The 15,634-nt window shown below is 72.9% G+C and carries 16 protein-coding genes; 12 read left to right on the forward strand and 4 right to left on the reverse strand.

Features of this window, described 5'->3' with window-relative positions:
- Positions 1 to 145 precede the first annotated feature (145 nt).
- From ACF1BE_RS11605 to ACF1BE_RS11625, 5 genes are all read left to right on the forward strand, one after another.
- Positions 146 to 2,425 carry an ATP-dependent DNA helicase UvrD2 gene (locus ACF1BE_RS11605; RefSeq protein WP_392198795.1) on the forward strand — a complete coding sequence of 760 codons (2,280 nt, stop codon included), beginning with the start codon at positions 146 to 148 and terminating at the stop codon, positions 2,423 to 2,425.
- A gap of 164 nt (positions 2,426 to 2,589) precedes the next feature.
- Entirely contained in the window at positions 2,590 to 2,913 is a 324-nt protein-coding gene (locus tag ACF1BE_RS11610; protein ID WP_392198796.1) for a hypothetical protein, read from the forward strand.
- A gap of 173 nt (positions 2,914 to 3,086) precedes the next feature.
- Positions 3,087 to 3,455 carry a WhiB family transcriptional regulator gene (locus tag ACF1BE_RS11615; RefSeq protein ID WP_392198797.1) on the forward strand — a complete coding sequence of 123 codons (369 nt, stop codon included), beginning with the start codon at positions 3,087 to 3,089 and terminating at the stop codon, positions 3,453 to 3,455.
- Positions 3,452 to 3,775, forward strand: a complete 324-nt coding sequence (locus ACF1BE_RS11620) for a hypothetical protein (protein WP_361988346.1) — start codon at positions 3,452 to 3,454, stop codon at positions 3,773 to 3,775. Before ACF1BE_RS11615 ends, ACF1BE_RS11620 begins: the two co-directional genes overlap by 4 nt.
- A gap of 138 nt (positions 3,776 to 3,913) precedes the next feature.
- A complete protein-coding gene (locus ACF1BE_RS11625) occupies positions 3,914 to 4,126 on the forward strand; it encodes a hypothetical protein (protein WP_392198798.1) in 213 nt (70 codons plus the stop codon).
- A 42-nt stretch (positions 4,127 to 4,168) separates the two neighbouring features.
- Here the strand turns inward: ACF1BE_RS11625 and ACF1BE_RS11630 are convergent, their stop codons facing one another.
- Together ACF1BE_RS11630 and ACF1BE_RS11635 are read right to left on the reverse strand one after the other, a co-directional pair.
- Positions 4,169 to 5,539, reverse strand: a complete 1,371-nt coding sequence (locus ACF1BE_RS11630) for an ABC1 kinase family protein (RefSeq protein ID WP_392198799.1) — start codon at positions 5,537 to 5,539, stop codon at positions 4,169 to 4,171.
- Positions 5,532 to 6,746, reverse strand: a complete 1,215-nt coding sequence (locus ACF1BE_RS11635; RefSeq protein WP_392198800.1) for a TOMM precursor leader peptide-binding protein — start codon at positions 6,744 to 6,746, stop codon at positions 5,532 to 5,534. The genes ACF1BE_RS11630 and ACF1BE_RS11635 overlap by 8 nt, the downstream gene beginning before the upstream one ends.
- Positions 6,747 to 7,071: 325 nt before the next feature.
- Between ACF1BE_RS11635 and ACF1BE_RS11640 the strand changes: the two genes are divergently transcribed.
- The 4 genes from ACF1BE_RS11640 to ACF1BE_RS11655 all read left to right on the forward strand — a co-directional run bounded on the left by ACF1BE_RS11640 (position 7,072) and on the right by ACF1BE_RS11655 (position 10,955).
- Entirely contained in the window at positions 7,072 to 7,677 is a 606-nt protein-coding gene (locus tag ACF1BE_RS11640) for a M48 family metallopeptidase (protein ID WP_392198801.1), read from the forward strand.
- Between the two features lie 135 nt (positions 7,678 to 7,812).
- Complete coding sequence (locus ACF1BE_RS11645) at positions 7,813 to 9,489, forward strand: TerD family protein (protein ID WP_392198802.1); 1,677 nt, start codon at positions 7,813 to 7,815, stop codon at positions 9,487 to 9,489.
- Between the two features lie 11 nt (positions 9,490 to 9,500).
- The gene (locus tag ACF1BE_RS11650; RefSeq protein WP_121787024.1) at positions 9,501 to 10,181 is read left to right on the forward strand and encodes an AIM24 family protein; all 681 of its coding nucleotides are present in this window, start codon (positions 9,501 to 9,503) and stop codon (positions 10,179 to 10,181) included.
- An 18-nt stretch (positions 10,182 to 10,199) separates the two neighbouring features.
- Entirely contained in the window at positions 10,200 to 10,955 is a 756-nt protein-coding gene (locus tag ACF1BE_RS11655; protein WP_392198803.1) for an AIM24 family protein, read from the forward strand.
- Between the two features lie 52 nt (positions 10,956 to 11,007).
- Here the strand turns inward: ACF1BE_RS11655 and ACF1BE_RS11660 are convergent, their stop codons facing one another.
- The gene (locus ACF1BE_RS11660; RefSeq protein ID WP_392198804.1) at positions 11,008 to 11,529 is read right to left on the reverse strand and encodes an NUDIX hydrolase; all 522 of its coding nucleotides are present in this window, start codon (positions 11,527 to 11,529) and stop codon (positions 11,008 to 11,010) included.
- A complete protein-coding gene (locus tag ACF1BE_RS11665; RefSeq protein ID WP_392198805.1) occupies positions 11,526 to 12,980 on the reverse strand; it encodes a zinc-dependent metalloprotease in 1,455 nt (484 codons plus the stop codon). The genes ACF1BE_RS11660 and ACF1BE_RS11665 overlap by 4 nt, the downstream gene beginning before the upstream one ends.
- A 189-nt stretch (positions 12,981 to 13,169) precedes the next feature.
- On the opposite strand from ACF1BE_RS11665, the gene ACF1BE_RS11670 reads away from it, so the two are divergent.
- The 3 genes from ACF1BE_RS11670 to ACF1BE_RS11680 all read left to right on the forward strand — a co-directional run bounded on the left by ACF1BE_RS11670 (position 13,170) and on the right by ACF1BE_RS11680 (position 15,586).
- Entirely contained in the window at positions 13,170 to 14,282 is a 1,113-nt protein-coding gene (locus ACF1BE_RS11670; RefSeq protein WP_392198806.1) for an SDR family oxidoreductase, read from the forward strand.
- 520 nt (positions 14,283 to 14,802) lie between these two features.
- On the forward strand, positions 14,803 to 15,264 hold the full coding sequence (locus ACF1BE_RS11675) for a molybdenum cofactor biosynthesis protein MoaE (protein ID WP_392198807.1): 462 nt from the start codon (positions 14,803 to 14,805) through the stop codon (positions 15,262 to 15,264).
- Between the two features lie 148 nt (positions 15,265 to 15,412).
- Positions 15,413 to 15,586: a hypothetical protein gene (locus ACF1BE_RS11680; RefSeq protein WP_392198808.1), complete on the forward strand. Its 174-nt coding sequence runs from the start codon at positions 15,413 to 15,415 to the stop codon at positions 15,584 to 15,586.
- Positions 15,587 to 15,634: the final 48 nt, after the last annotated feature.

Below are 15,634 nucleotides of genomic sequence, written 5' to 3' on the forward strand. Positions count from 1 at the left end.
CCCGTCGTCCGTCGTCCGCCGTCCCGCCCGTCGCGCGTCCATCACGGCCGTGAGGCCCGCCACACCCGGCCGCGCCGGCCGCGAAGCTCACCGCGACCCAGGCCGAGCCGACTGCCAGGCCCGCCGCCCCGGGACGTCCCCCGTGATGCCTGCCGCATTAGTACGACCGCGTGCCCCCGCCTGTGGACAACCGGCACAGCCGTCCCGGGCGACCTGGCAGCATGGCGGTGTGACAGCAGCAACGCACTCCACCCTTTTCCCGCAGGTACCGGACTCGGCCGACGCGGTGCTCGAAGGGCTCGACCCCGAGCAGCGCGAGGTCGCCACCGCCCTGCACGGTCCGGTGTGCGTGCTGGCCGGGGCGGGCACGGGCAAGACCCGCGCGATCACCCACCGCATCGCCTACGGGGTGCGCGCCGGCATCCTGCCGCCGTCCAGCGTGCTCGCCGTCACCTTCACCAACCGCGCCGCCGGGGAGATGCGCGGCCGGCTGCGCCAGCTCGGCGCCCAGGGGGTCCAGGCCCGCACCTTCCACTCCGCCGCCCTGCGTCAGCTCCAGTACTTCTGGCCGAAAGCGATCGGTGGCTCCCTGCCCCGGCTCGTCGACCGCAAGGTCCAGCTCGTCGCCGACGCGGCCGCCGCCCTGGGCACCCGGCTCGACCGCAACGAGCTGCGCGACGTGACCGCGGAGATCGAATGGTCGAAGGTCACCCAGACCGTTCCCGCCGACTATCCGTACGCGGCTGCCAAGGCCGGCCGCGAGGCCCCCCGCGACCCCGCCGAGATCGCCCACCTCTACGCGGCCTACGAGGACGTCAAACGCGACCGCTCGCTGATCGACTTCGAGGACGTCCTGCTGCTGACGGTCGCCGTCCTCCAGGACCGGCGCGACATCGCCGAACAGGTCCGCGCGCAGTACCAGCACTTCGTCGTGGACGAGTACCAGGACGTCAGCCCCCTCCAGCAGCGGCTGCTGGACCTGTGGCTCGGCGACCGCGACAACCTGTGCGTCGTCGGCGACGCCAGCCAGACGATCTACTCGTTCACGGGTGCAACGCCCGACCACCTCCTCGACTTCCGCACCCGGCACCCCGGCGCCACCGTCGTGAAACTGGTCCGCGACTACCGCTCCACGCCCCAGGTGGTCCGTCTCGCCAACGGCCTGCTCGCCCAGGCCCGCGGCCGCGCCGCCGACCACCGGCTGGAACTCGTCTCCCAGCGCCCCCCGGGACCCGAGCCCGTCTACACCGAGTACACGGACGAGCCCGCCGAGGCCGAGGGCGCCGCCCGCCGTATCCGCGAGCTGATCGACGCGGGCGTCCCGGCCGCCGAGATGGCCGTCCTGTTCCGCACGAACTCCCAGTCCGAGACGTACGAACAGGCTCTCGCCGACGCCGGCGTCCCCTACCAGCTGCGCGGCGCCGAGCGTTTCTTCGACCGGCCCGAGGTGCGCAAGGCCGGCATCGCCCTGCGCGGCGCGGCCCGCTTCGGCGGCAACGACTCCCTCCTCGACGACGTCGTGGACCTGCCCTCCCAGGTACGCGCCGTCCTCTCCGGAGAAGGCTGGACCAGCGAACCCCCGGCCGGCTCCGGCGCCGTCAGGGAACGCTGGGAATCCCTGGCCGCCCTGGTCAACCTCGCCCACGACCTCGCCGCCGCCAGACCGGGGGCCGGCCTCGCCGACTTCGTCGCGGAACTGGACGAGCGGGCGAACGCCCAGCACGCCCCGACCGTCCAGGGCGTCACCCTCGCCTCCCTGCACGCCGCCAAGGGTTTGGAGTGGGACGTCGTCTTCCTGGTCGGCGTCGCCGAGGGCATGCTCCCCATCACCTACGCCCGGACCGACGAGCAGATCGAGGAGGAACGCCGTCTCCTCTACGTCGGCGTCACCCGCGCCCGCGAGCGGCTCCACGTCTCCTGGTCGCTGTCCCGCTCACCCGGTGGCCGCCCCCACCGCCGACCGAGCCGCTTCCTCGACGGGCTGCGCCCCGGCACCGCCGCCACCGTCGGCCCGGTCGGCACCGGTGCCGCCGGCAGTGTCGAGCGCGGGGCCGTGGGGGGCGCCGCCCCGGTTGCCCGCCGCGCCCAGCGCACCCCCGCCCGCTGCCGGGTCTGCGGCCGGACACTGACCGACGCGGGCGAGATGAAGCTGATGCGCTGCGAGGACTGCCCCTCGGACATGGACGAGGGGCTCTACGAACGGCTGCGGGAGTGGCGTGCCGTCCAGGCAGGGCGCAGCGGGCAGCCGGACTTCTGCGTCTTCACCGACCGGACCCTGATGGCCATCGCCGAGACATGCCCGGAGAGCCCCGCCGAGCTGTCCCGCATCCCCGGCGTCCTCAGCCGCAAGCTGCGCAGCTACGGAGCCGATGTTCTGGCCATCTGCGCAGGCCAGGAGCCCGGCGAAGGCGGCCTGGGCGACTGATGGGAACTCGTCGGAAAAATAGTTTGCACATGCCCCGGCAATCCCCATAGGTTCTAGGCACGGAAGTCGCGGCCTTCTCGAAGGCACCGGTTCCGTGTTGTACTTGCACACCCCAACGGGCTGTTTCACCACAGCCCCAGAGACGCCGAGAGGAGGCGAGTCAAGTGATCAGCATCAACATCAGCACCACCGTCAGCGCGGCCAAACTGACCGATCGCTCGGCCGTCTCCACGTGCATGCTCGGCGCCTCGAACCAGGGCACCGGTCTGTCCGGCATCCGTGCCGCGCGTCCGGCGTCCTCCTCTGCCCTCACGGGACTTCCCGTCCGTGAGCGCAATGAGCGACCGACCAAGGCACTGGAAGCGGTAACGGCACAGGCGCATGCCTATGCCTCTGCGGCGGCCGGTGCCGGATTCCGGAAGCAGACGAAGCAGTACCACCTGATGTGGGCCTTCCGTGGGCCAGAACCCTGGAGTGATCCAGCCTGATCGTCGATCAGGCCGGCGCCTTCAGGGCCGCGGAACCCCATCAGGGATCCGCGGCCCTTCTGTTTGCCCCGAACGGGGAGGACGGAGCGAAGGGGCCTCGGGACAAGGAAGAACCCGGTACCCAGCCGACACCCGGTCGACCGACCGGACCGACCAGACGAGGAAGACCAACCGTGCAACTCGAAGCGCACGCCCCGTCCGTACCGCCTTCGCAAACGATCCCCCCGCCCGGCCTCACGGAGGACTCCACCTTGATCCCCCTCACCGCGCTCACCGCGCTCGACGACGCCATCGAGAACCTCGGCGTACCCGTTCCCTGCCGTTCCTACGACCCGGAGGTCTTCTTCGCCGAGTCGCCGGCCGACGTCGAGTACGCCAAGTCCCTCTGCCGCACCTGCCCGCTGATGGAGGCCTGCCTCGCCGGCGCCAAGGAGCGGCGCGAGCCCTGGGGCGTCTGGGGTGGCGAGCTGTTCATCCAGGGTGTCGTCGTCGCCCGGAAGCGGCCGCGCGGCCGCCCGCGGAAGAACCCGGTCACAGCATGAACATCGCAGGAACGATCGACCGCCCCCTCACGCACGACCCCAAGAAGCAGGCCCCGATGAAGCCGTCCACCAGCGAGCGCACAGGCTCCGCGACCCCAGACTTCACCACCACCGGCGCGACCGAAGCGCGCCAGAACAGGAACCGTGAGATGCAACTCATGCAAGAAGCCCTGGCTCGCGCGCATATGCACGAGCGGCTTCATGACGCCGCACAGGAACGCCGGGCCGTGCGCCTGGCCACCGCCCGGCGGATGCAGCGCCGGGCCGAGCGCGCCTCGATGCGCGCCCGCCGCGCGCTCGCCATGGCCGTCATGCAGTAACGATCACACCTCCGCACGAGGTGGCCTCCCGGCGCGGGGAGGCGAAGCTCTCCCGCGGGGGCCGGTCCGGCCGAACGGACCGGCCCCCGCGGTGCGCTCCGCACGGCGCCGCCCCGGTCGCGGGGTTATCGTCGCCGGGTGACGAGTCTTCCCGGAGCAAGTGATCAGGGCGGCTCCATCGCGGAGCGCAGCCCCCTCGTGTGTGCCCGCTGCGGCATCCCGTCCGACGGCCCCCAGCCGGCCACCTGGACCTGCTCCGTGGAGAACGGCGGACGGCAGTACTTCTGCACCGCCTGCTCCCGCGAGAACCTGCGGGCCATCGAGGGACGACTGGACTCGGCCTGGTGGTGACCAGACGTGGCGGGAGCGAGGGTGGGCCGGTGAGGCCGGGGCTCACGCGCCCGCTGCCGGCTTCTCCTCCTCGGCCGGGTCGTCGGCCACGAAGCCCGGCAGCCACTCCGCCAGCTCCTGCCGCAGCCGTACCGTGGCGCCCAGCTGGCACAGCACGCCGATCGTGCTCAGCGTCACCCGGTGTATCAGCAGATACGCCGGCGGCAGGTTGAGCTGCTTGCCGAGCTGGTAGGCCGGGGAGCGCGGGTCGGCGATGCGCGCGGCCTGGCTGCGCATCCACGAGCGGGTGAAGGTGAACGCGTCGACCCGGGCCGGCTCGATGATCGGCAGCAGGTAGTCGAGGACCGCGTCGGGGTCCAGCTCTATGGTCTCCTTCACGAACCCTTCCGCGCGCAGGAGTTCGTAGACCGACTCGGCGTCGCCGTCCAGCGTGAACCGCAACGAGACGCCGATCGGCAGCGGCAGACCGCCGGCGAGCCGGTCGACCGTGCCGAAGTCCAGGACCCCGAGGCGCCAGTCGTCCTCACCTGCGGGGCCGCCGGGAAGCAGCCGGAAGTTGCCGGGGTGCGGGTCGGCGTGCAGCAGACCGGTGCGGGCCGGACCCGAGAACAGGAAGCGGGCCAGCAACTGGCCGGCCCGGTCGCGCTGTTCCGGGGTGCCGTCCGTGATGATCTCCGACAGCGGGATGCCGTCGATCCACTCGGTCACCAGAACCTGCTCGCACTGGTGCACGACTGCCGGGACCACCACGTCCGGGTCGTCCGCGAACTCCTCGGCGTGCACGGTCTGGGCCTGGGCCTCCAGCCCGTAGTCCAGCTCCTCGGAGACGCGGTCCCTCAGCTCCGCGATCAACGGCTTGATGTCCATGCCCGGGATGAGCGGGCCGAGCAGCCGGGCGAAGCGGCTCAGCTGCCCCAGGTCGGACAGCAGGGCCTCGCCCGCGCCGGGGTACTGCACCTTGACCGCGACCTCGCGGCCGTCGTGCCACACCGCCCGGTGCACCTGGCCGATGGAGGCCGCGGCGGCCGGCTTGTCCTCGAACTCCTCGAACAGGTCGCGCCAGTCCGGGCCCAGCCGCTCCTGGAGCACCGCGTGCACGGTGCGGATCGGCATCGGCGGAGCGGCTTCCTGGAGCTTGGTGAGGGCCGCGCGGTAGGGGCCGGCGATCTCCTCGGGCAGCGCCGACTCGAAGACGGACATGGCCTGCCCGAACTTCATGGCGCCGCCCTTCAGCTCACCGAGCACCTTGAAGAGCTGGTCCGCCGTCCGCTGCTGCAGCTCGCGGCCGACGATCTCCGCGGACTCGCCCACGATCCGTTTGCCCAGCCCCCAGGTCGCCCGACCGGCGAAGCCGAGCGGGAGCGCGGCGAGCTTGGCGGTCCGGGTGACCGCCTTGCGGGGAAGATCAGACATGCGCCCTCCAGGTCCCAGTCGGCCGCGCCGCGCCTGCCACGCGTCGGTGCTCCGTCGACGTCCGTTGCACCGCCATTGTCGCGCGTGGCGCCTCCATGGTTGAGGAGTCCTCCCTTTTAGCCCTCTCCGCAGCTCCGCAGCCGCACGCGGGATGCGGCCAGACCGGCCGGGCGTGCCAGTTCAGGCCGGGTACGGAGACTTCCCAGCGGGCTCCCGTGCTGGACGGCGACTCCCCGTCGAGGAAGGCCAGGGCGTGCGCCGCGGCGAGGCCGGCGACCGTGGTGGCCAGGGCCAGATCACAGGCCCCGATCCGGCGGGCCCTGCCCGAGCGCCACTGGGCGACCAGCCGGGGCCAGACCGGGTCCCGGTCCGTGCGGTCCTCGTGCAGACAGCGGGCGCAGCCCGACTCCCCGGGCAGCACGAGCGGGCCGACGACGCCCGTGCCCTCCACCACACCGGCGTACAGATGCGGGGTGCCGGAGGCCATGAGCGGCTCGGCGGTGAACGGGTCCGGCGCGTGCACGGCGACGTCGTCCCGGGGGGCGAGGATCACCAGGGAGAGACCGGGCTCCTCGGCACCCGGCCCACGGGAGGGGGTGCGGCGCGCTGGACGGTCCGGTGCCGCGCGGCGGACGGCTGCGCGGGCCGCCGTGTCCCGGCGGGTGCCGAGTGCCTCGGCGGCAAGCCCGCCCGGCGCCACGTCCCACGGCTCGACGCGCCCCACGTCCCGCACGTCGACCTCACCGACGCCGGCCCCCGACAGCACCGACGCCAGCAGGGCGCCGACCCGGCCGGCGCCCCGCACCTGCACCCGCCGGGCCCGCCGGGCGGCGAGACGGGCCAGCGCACCGCCAGGTTCGGGCGTGGTCAGTGACAGCGAGGCGAGGTCGGGCCGCAGGCGCTCGAGGACGTCCGTCTTCTCCCGCAGGGCGTCCGCGTCCGGACCGCCGCCGCGCGCGTCGTCGACGAGGCCCGCGCGGGTCAGCCGCTCCACCAGCGCGTCGACATGGCCGTCCGGCACATCCATGCGGCGGGCCTCCTCGCGCAGCAGCGGCAGGCCCCGGGTGCCGTCGAGCAGTTCCAGGAAGCTGCCCGTCGCCGTGGCCACCGGGCCCAGCGTCAGCGCGTGCGCCGGGGTCATCCCGAACTGCACCGTGTTGAGGTCGCGCCAGCCGCGCCGCAGCGCGGGCTTCATCACCGGATGCATGCCCGGCCCCCGTTCCCGTGGTGGCACCCCCGGGACTTCCGGGGTGTCCGTTTCGCCGGCGGAACCGGTCACGCTCCGCCGACATCTGCCAGCATGCCCGGCCCCGGGCACCGGGCGCCGACGGTTGTCCACAGGCTCAGGGATTCGTCGTACGAATCGGAACCGTGTCGGTGAGGCAGGGACATGCCGGACGTTCGGCGGTCGGCCGAACCGGTGCGAGCCGGACCGGCGGACCGGTCGTACGAATCAAGCACATGGTGGGGGATCGGCAGCGGACCGTCCCGGAGCCGGGACTTTGCCCCTGCGCACCGGGTACCGTCGGGGCGTGTCCGCCGACCCCCTGCACAGCGCCGGAACGCCACAGCGCAGCACGACGAGCCAGCCGCCCGGTGGCTCGGGGGCGAGCGCGATCGAGGTCCGCAGGAGTGCCCGGCGCCGCCGGACCGTCTCCGCGTACCGCGAGGGCGACCGCACCGTCGTGCTGATCCCCGCCCGGATGTCCAAGGCGGAGGAGCAGCGCTGGGTGACCGTCATGCTCGACAAACTCGCCGCTCAGGAGAGCAGGCGGGTGCTGGGCGACGCCGAGCTGGGCGAGCGCGCGGAACGGCTGTCGGCCCAGTACTTCGCCGGCCGCGCCCGGCCCGCCTCCGTGCGCTGGGTCACCAACCAGAACACGCGCTGGGGCTCGTGCACCCCCGCCGAGGGCAGCATCCGGCTCTCGCACCGCTTGCAGGGAATGCCGGACTACGTCGTCGACTACGTGCTCTGCCACGAGCTGGCGCACCTGCTGGTCCCCGGTCACGGGTCCGACTTCTGGCGGCTGCTGGATGCCTATCCGCGCACCGAGCGGGCCCGCGGCTACCTCGAAGGCGTCGTCGCCGCCGGACGGCTGCCGCACGTGCCCGGCGCGCGGGGCGAGCGGGAGGCCTGATCCCGGCCGGGTGAGCGGCCGGGAGCGGTTGTGTACCGGGTTCGTACCGACGACGGTCGCCCGGAGCCGTTGCCGGTCTTTGCCGTTAGCCTTGCGCGACGCACTCACTTTCGGGATGGGGGACGGTCGTAACGCATGGCCAGGGAATTCCAACGCGGCCACAAGGCCAGGATCAGTGACCTCACGGCGGGCACGGATCTGTACGTAGGCGTGCAGATCTCCGGTCCCGGACTGACCTTCGACATCAGCTGCTTCGGTCTGGACGCGGACGAGCGTCTCTCGGACGACCGGTACTTCGTCTTCTTCAACCAGCCGAAGTCCCCGGAGGAGTCCGTCCAGCTGCTGGGCGCCCAGGCGGGCGACACGGAGTCGTTCCGGGTCACGCTCGACCGTGTCCCCGCGCACATCCGGCGGCTGTCCTTCACGGCGACCATCGACGGTGCCGGGCAGATGTCGCAGGTCGGGCCCGGTTATCTGCGGATCGTGGCGGGCGGCGAGGAGGTCGCGCGGTACTCCTACGGCGGCGCGGAGTTCTCCACCGAGCGGGCCGTGATGCTCGGTGACTTCTACTTCAAGGACGGATGGCGGTTCGCCGCCGTAGGGCAGGGTTTCGACGGTGGTCTGGAGGCGCTGCTGAAGAACTTCGGCGGCGAGGTGGCGGAGGAGGAGGCCCCCGCCGCCCCGCAGCAGCCGCAGCAGCAGCCCGGCGCGACCCCCGGCTTCGCGCCACCCGCCCAGGCCGCGGCCCCGCCCGTGTTCGGCGCCCCCGCCGCTCCTGCCCCCGCCCAGGCCCCCGCGCCGGCCTTCGAGCCCGCCCCGGCACCGGCCCCGCAGGGCTTCGCCCCGCCGCCCGGCCACACCCCGCCCCCCGCCCCGGCGCCCGCCCCGAACATGCACGGCGCGCCGACGGTCATCGCCCCGATGACCCCGCCCGCGGCCGGCACCGTCCCACCGCCCGCCCCCGCGCCCTACGGGCAGCCGCCCCAGCAGCCGTCCTACGGCGGCGGGCCCGGCGCGCCGCTGCCCCCGGGCTACGGCGGGCAGCCGGCCCCCCACGGCGGGCAGGCCCCGCCCGTGCCGCCGGGCTACGGCCAGGTCCCCGGCCAGCAGGCCGCCCCCTACGGCGTGCCGCAGGGCGCGCCCCAGGGCGGCGCCGGGGTGACGGCCGCGCTCCAGGCGTTCAAGGAGACGCCGACCGGGCAGCGCTGGACGCAGCAGAACAAGAAGCTGATCCGTGTCGACCTCGGCATCGGCGGCCAGCCCGTGCTGGCCCGGCAGGGCAGCATGGTGCTCTACCAGGGCAAGGTCGACTTCAGCTACAAGGGCGCCGGCTTCGCCGGGCGGATCGTCGGCAACGCCACCGGCCAGGAGATGCAGCTGATGCGCTGCACCGGCCAGGGCCAGGTGTTCCTCGCCGACAACTCCACCCACCTCCACCCCGTCGAACTACAGGGCGACGCCATCTGCGTGTCGGCCGAGAGCGTCCTCGCCTTCGACGAGAGCCTCCAGTACGAGGTCCGCCGCGTCGAGGGCCACGGCATCCCGGGCGGTGCGCTGTTCACGATGCAGTTCCAGGGCACCGGCACCATCGTCGTCAAGACCCACGGCACGCCCGTGGTGCTGCCGGTCACGCCGACCACCTTCGCCGACTGCAACGCCGTCGTCGCCTGGTCGGCCGCCTCCCAGGTCATCGTCTCCAGCCAGGTCCGGATGCGCCGCAACGCCTACCCGGGCGACACCGGCGAGACCGTCAACCTCCAGTTCCGGGGCGCGCCCGGCAACTTCATCGTCGTCCAGCCGTACGAGGTCTGAGGGAGCCCGTCATGAACCAGCCGCTCGCGGGCTTCGCCCCCGCACCCGTCACCGCCCGCATGGAGAACCACGGCAGTCACATGCTGAAGGTCGCCCTGCAGACCGGGAACGACCTCCTCGCGCGCGTGGGGTCGATGGTCGCCTACGAGGGTTTCGTCCAGTACGAGCCCAACCCGCCGGCCGTCCGCCAGATCGCCCGCGACTGGGTCACCGGTGAGGGCGCACCGCTGATGAAGTGCTCCGGCGACGGCCTGCTCTATCTCGCCGACTACGGCGCCGACGTCGTCGTGATCAACCTCAACGGCGACGGCATCTCCGTCAACGCCACCAACCTCCTCGCCTTCGACGCGCACCTCACCTGGGGTGTCGAGCGCGTGAAAGGGCTCGCCAAGTTCGCCGGGCAGGGCCTGTGGAACACCAGGATCTCCGGGCAGGGCTGGGTCGCGCTGACCTCCCGCGGCAAGCCGATCGTCGTCGACTGCGGTGGCGGCGAGGACGAGACGTACGTCGACCCGGACGCGCTCGTCGCCTGGTCGCCGAACCTGAAGGTGAAGGGCAAGCGCAGCTTCAAGGCGCAGTCGCTGATCGGCCGGGGCAGCGGTGAGGCGTACCAGATGGCCTTCTCCGGCCAGGGCATCGTCGTCGTCCAGCCCAGTGAGGACAGCACCGACCGGCTTCGGTTCCGGGGCTGAGGGGAGTCAGAGAACGCCATGCAGAGTCCGCTTTTCGCGCACAACGATTCCCAGACGCAGGAACGCTGGAGCCTTCAGAACACCCAGATGCTCCGGGTCACCCTGGAGGGCCACGACGACATCCTCGCCCGCAAGGGCACCATGGTCGCCTACCAGGGCCTGGTCGAGTTCGACGCCGAGTACCGCGCCAACGGCCAGGCACGCGCGCGTGCGCACACCGGCGAGGGCCTGGACCTGATGCGCTGCCACGGGCAGGGCACCGTCTACCTGGCCAACCTCGCCCAGCGCGTGCACATCATGGATGTGGAGCAGGACGGACTGACCGTCGACAGCTCCTACGTCCTCGCCATGGACTCCTCGCTGCACCACGAGGTCATCGCCGTCGACAGCCTCTACGGCATCTCCGGCTCCGGGAAGTACCAGCTCAACATCACCGGGCGCGGCAAGGTGGCCCTGATGACGTCGGGGGCACCGCTGCTGATGCGGGTCACGCCCGACAAGTACGTCAACTGTGACGCCGACGCGATCGTGGCGTGGTCGACCGGGCTGCGCGTGCAGATGCAGGCGCAGACGCACTCCTCCGGGGTGTGGCGCCGGCGCGGCAGCACGGGTGAGGGCTGGGAGCTGAGCTTCATGGGGTCCGGGTTCGCGCTCGTCCAGCCCAGCGAGCTGCTGCCGCCGCAGAACGCCCAGATCGGACAGGGCCTCGCCGCCCAGTTCGGCATGGGGCAGCAGGGCGCGCGCGGTCAGAACCAGGGGAACGTCTGGAGCTGAGCCACGACGGGTGCTGGGGGTGACCGCCACGGCGGTCACCCCAGCACCGCCGTCAGAGCCTGGCGCGGGTGGCGTCCAGCAGGCGCACGACCGACTCGTCCGCCACGGCCGCCACCTCGTCGTAGGCGTACCAGCGCAGGTCGAGCGACTCGTCGCTGATCTCGTGCACCGCGCCGGGCGGGGCCAGGACCGCGTACTGCACGTCGAAGTGCCAGTGGCACGGCGCGGGAATCGGATGCCGGTCCAGGCGCACCGGACCGCCGGGCAGCGGCGTCAGCCCGGCGATGCCGGACTCCTCGGCCGCCTCCCGCAGGGCCGCCTCCCGCAGCGTGGCGTCGCCCGGTTCGCAGTGGCCGCCCATCTGGAGCCACATCCGCAGCTTCCGGTGCAGGGTGAGCAGCACCCTGCCGTGCTCCGGGTCGATCACCAGGGCGCTGGCCGTGATGTGGCCCGCGTGACAGGCCTTCCACATGCCGTCCGGATGCGCCGCCAGGTGGTCCAGGTAGGCCTGGCGCAGCTCGGGCTGGCCCTCGTACCCCTTCAGGACGAGGACCGCGTCGTCGTACAGGCTCACTCCGCGTCGTCGCCCTTGCCGTCGTCCTTCGCCTCGTCGTCCTTCTTGCGCAGGTCGGGGCCGCCCGCCGAGCCGTGCGCGGCCTCGCCGAGCATCTTGTCCAGCTCGGAGAAGTCCAGCTGCTCACGGTGCACGAAGCCGTCCGGGTCGTCCAGGTCGGTCGCGGTCGGCAGCATGTCCGGGTGCGCCCACAGATTGTCCCGGCCGTCGACCCCGCGCGCGTCCGTGAGCGAGGCCCACAGGCGGGAGGCGTCACGCAGCCGGCGCGGGCGCAGCTCCAGGCCGATCAGCGTCGCGAACGTCTGCTCCGCCGGCCCGCCCGAGGCGCGGCGGCGGCGCAGCGTCTCGCGCAGGGCGTCGGCGGACGACAGCCGCGGCTTCGCGGCCGCGTGGACCACCGCGTCCACCCAGCCCTCCACGAGCGCCAGAGCGGTCTCCAGACGGGCCAGCGCGGCCTTCTGCTCCGGTGTGTCCTCGGGCTGGAACATGCCCTGCTGGAGCGCGTCCTGCAACTGCTCGGGGTTCTGCGGGTCGAACTGGCCGACCACGTCCTCCAGCTTGGCCGTGTCGACCTTGATCCCGCGCGCATAGCCGTCGACCGCGCCGAACAGGTGCGAGCGCAGCCACGGCACGTGCGCGAACAGGCGCTGGTGGGCGGCCTCCCGCAGGGCCAGATACAGCCGCACCTCCTCCTGCGGCACGCCCAGGTCCTTGCCGAACGCCGCCACGTTGGCCGGCAGCAGGGCGGCCCGGCCGGACGGGCCCAGCGGCAGGCCGATGTCGGTCGAACCGACGACCTCGCCCGCGAGCACGCCGACGGCCTGCCCGATCTGCGTGCCGAACATGGCGCCGCCCATCGAGCGCATCATGCCGATCAGCGGGCCCGCCATGGCCTGCATCTCCTCCGGCAGGACGTCACCCATGGCCGCGCCGACGCGCTCGGCGACCGGGTCCACCAGCTCCTTCCAGGCGGGCAGGGTCGCCTCGACCCACTCCGCGCGCGACCAGGCCACCGCCGAGGCGGAGCCCGACGGCAGGGACGTGGCGTCGTCAAGCCACAGGTCGGCCAGGCGGACGGCCTCCTCGACCGCCCTGCGCTCGGCCGGGCCGACGCTGGCGTCCTTCGTGCCGTCCGGCGTGCCCTGGGAGACCGTCTGGCGGGCGATCTGCTTGGCCATGTCCCAGTTCACCGGGCCGCCCTCGTACGAGAGCATCTGGCCCAGCTGCTGGAAGGCCGCGCCCAGGTCGGTGGGGTTCAGGGAACCGAACATGGCCGCGAGCGGGTTGTCGGCGCCGGGGCCACCGAAACCACCGGCTCCGGGCAGGTCGCCGAAACCGAACGGACTGCCCGGTCCCTGCCCACCACCGCTCTGCTGGTCCTTCTTCTTGCCCTCGTCGCCGTCCTCCGGCTCCTCCGGCGGAAGGCCGAAACCGAATGGGGTGTCACTCACAGGATTCCTCGGCTGGTAAGGCCACCGGTTTCGCTCCGGCGGCGCGGCTGCCCGACACCACCCAGCGTAGACACCCGAACCCGATCGGGCCTCGGTGCTTGGCCCACGGAAGGCCTGCGGCAGGATGGATGCACCTGGTACGTGCGCGTCAGTCGCGCCCGTACTGAAGACAACCGCTGGAGACGCCCGGTGAGTTCCCCAGATCCGCAGGTTCGCGCAGCGCGAAACCCCTCAACCCCTCCCGCCGTGCGCGGGCCCGTCGTCGCGGTGACCGGCGCCGCCGGCGGGGTCGGCGCCCTCCTCACCGAGCGGCTCGCCGCATCCGCGGAGGTCAGACAGGTCGTCGCCATCGACGAGCGGCGCGGCGAGTGCGCCGACGCGCAGTGGCACATCCTCGACGTCCGCGACCCCGCGATCGCGGACAAGCTGCGGGGCGCCGACGTGGTCGTCCACCTCGCGCTCGACATCGATCTGGAGACCGATCCGGCGGCGCGCACGGCTTACAACGTCCGGGGGACCCAGACCGTCCTGACCGCCGCCGCGGCGGCCGGGGTGCACCGGGTGGTGCTGTGCACCTCGGCGATGGTCTACGGCGCGCTGCCGGACAACGAGCTGCCCCTGTCCGAGGACGCCGAGCTGCGGGCCACCGCCGAGGCGACCGGGGTCGGGGACCTGCTGGAGATCGAACGGCTGGCCCGGCGGGCTCCGCGCGCGCATCCGGGACTGAACGTCACCGTGGTACGGCCGGCCGTCCTCGTCGGCGGCACCGACACCGCGCTGACCAGGTACTTCGAGTCGCCGCGGCTGCTCGTCGTCGCCGGGTCGCGGCCCGCGTGGCAGTTCTGCCATGTCGAGGATCTGTGCAGCGCCCTGGAGTACGCCGTCCTGGAGAAGGTCGACGGGGAGCTGGCCGTCGGCTGCGACGGGTGGCTGGAGCAGGAGGAGGTCGAGGAGCTGAGCGGGATCCGGCGGATGGAGCTGCCGTCGGCGGTCGCGCTCGGCGCGGCGGCCCGGCTGCACCGGATCGGGCTCACCCCGTCCCCGGCGGGGGACCTGGCGTACACGATGTACCCCTGGGTGGTCAGCGGAAGCCGGTTGCACGACGCCGGGTGGCGGCCGAAGTGGACCAATGAGGAGGTGCTCGCCCAGCTGCTGGAGGAGGTGTCCGGGCGGCACACGGTGGCCGGACGTCGGCTGGGCCGCAAGGACGCGACGGCTGCGGGTGCCGCGGGGGCGACGGTGGCCCTGCTCGGCGCGGCGGCTGTCGTACGGCGGGCCCGGAAGGCCCGGCGGCGGGTGTGAGCGCCCGGGGCACGCCCCCTCGGCCCCCCGCCGGGGGCTCCGCCCCTCCTCGCCCGGCCGCACCCCGTCCGGCGCCCGCCGCAGGTGTCCCGGTTCGTGCCCACCCGGTTTGCGGGTCCTGCCGCGCCGCTCCGTGCCGGTCTGCTCGCGTCCGCCGGTCCCGACCGACCCTGGCCTGTGTCGCCCGGTGCTCCACTTCGGGATTCCGGTTCGTGTCCGCCGCGCTTGCCCTCCGGCTGCCGGCTCGTGCCGGCTGTCTAGTCTCCCGGGGCCCGGGCCCGGGCCCGTGCCCGCCCGGTTTGCGGCTCCTGGGCGCTGCTCCGTGCCGGCCCGGGACTCGCCTCGAACCCGGGTCAGGGGGCGGGCGCTGGCCGACACGGGCCGGAGGCCGGTTCCCGCCTGCCCCGCCGGCCCGCACGGCAGGCCGGGGCGTGGCTGTAGGAGCATCCAAGGGGGCACGCGCGTGTGCCGGGTGAACCTCGTATTCCCCGATGCCGGGCGGGTGCGGCACGATGGGGCCATGGCGCACACGAACGACCACCCCGGCGAGCAGGCCGCCCCGGACCCCATCAGGCTGATCGGCATCCGGGAGAGCGCGCTCTCCGTGGACGAGGTGTTCCGGGCCGTCGGGGACGACGCCGCCGGCGGCATCGCGCTGTTCGTGGGAACCGTGCGCAACCACGACGGGGGCGCCGACGTGGACGCCCTCGGCTACTCGTGCCATCCCAGCGCCGAAGCCGAGATGCGGCGGATCGCCGAGAAGGTCGTCGCCGGCCACCCCGTGCGGGCGCTGGCCGCCGTCCACCGGGTGGGCGACCTCAGGGTCGGGGACCTCGCCGTCGTCGTCGCCGTGGCGTGCCCGCACCGCGCGGAGGCCTTCGACGCCTGCCGGCAACTGATCGACGACCTCAAGCACGAGGTGCCGATCTGGAAGCACCAGAGTTTCTCGGACGGCACCGAGGAGTGGGTCGGCGCCTGCTGACGCCGTTCGGCGGCGGCCGTTCCCCCGATCGCTGTCATGTTCGGCGCATCCGGTTGCGTAACCGGCACCCGCGCGTGAGCGTTGTCCCTGCGGAAGGTTAATCTGCTGATCAGTCAGTTGCGGACGCTCATGGGTACGGGAGGTCGGCATGGCGGTCCTTGTCTGGCTGCTGATCCCGCTGGTGGCCGCGGTCGGCGGCGGACTGTGGGGCACTTGGGCCAATCGGACGCGCAAGGCCCGCAGCGACGGGCCTGAGCTGGACGGATACGCCCGGTTCCGCGAAGCGATGGAGCGTTCCCACACGGGCGCGGGCAAGGTGTGACGGGGGTGCCCTGACGGTGCGCTGACAGAGCTGTCCCGTACTGTCGTG

Origin of the sequence: Streptomyces sp. NPDC014991, from assembly GCF_043080665.1 — a bacterium.
GTDB lineage: Bacteria > Actinomycetota > Actinomycetes > Streptomycetales > Streptomycetaceae > Streptomyces.

Bases quoted from the DNA above. Each gene is read 5' to 3' on its own strand.
- ACF1BE_RS11605 (WP_392198795.1), top strand. From the start codon at position 146: ATGCCTGCCGCATTAGTACGACCGCGTGCCCCCGCCTGTGGACAACCG.
- ACF1BE_RS11620 (WP_361988346.1), top strand. From the start codon at position 3,452: ATGAACATCGCAGGAACGATCGACCGCCCCCTCACGCACGACCCCAAG.
- ACF1BE_RS11630 (WP_392198799.1), bottom strand. From the start codon at position 5,539: ATGTCTGATCTTCCCCGCAAGGCGGTCACCCGGACCGCCAAGCTCGCC.
- ACF1BE_RS11635 (WP_392198800.1), bottom strand. From the start codon at position 6,746: ATGCATCCGGTGATGAAGCCCGCGCTGCGGCGCGGCTGGCGCGACCTC.
- ACF1BE_RS11645 (WP_392198802.1), top strand. From the start codon at position 7,813: ATGGCCAGGGAATTCCAACGCGGCCACAAGGCCAGGATCAGTGACCTC.
- ACF1BE_RS11650 (WP_121787024.1), top strand. From the start codon at position 9,501: ATGAACCAGCCGCTCGCGGGCTTCGCCCCCGCACCCGTCACCGCCCGC.
- ACF1BE_RS11655 (WP_392198803.1), top strand. From the start codon at position 10,200: ATGCAGAGTCCGCTTTTCGCGCACAACGATTCCCAGACGCAGGAACGC.
- ACF1BE_RS11675 (WP_392198807.1), top strand. From the start codon at position 14,803: ATGGCGCACACGAACGACCACCCCGGCGAGCAGGCCGCCCCGGACCCC.
- ACF1BE_RS11680 (WP_392198808.1), top strand. From the start codon at position 15,413: ATGGCGGTCCTTGTCTGGCTGCTGATCCCGCTGGTGGCCGCGGTCGGC.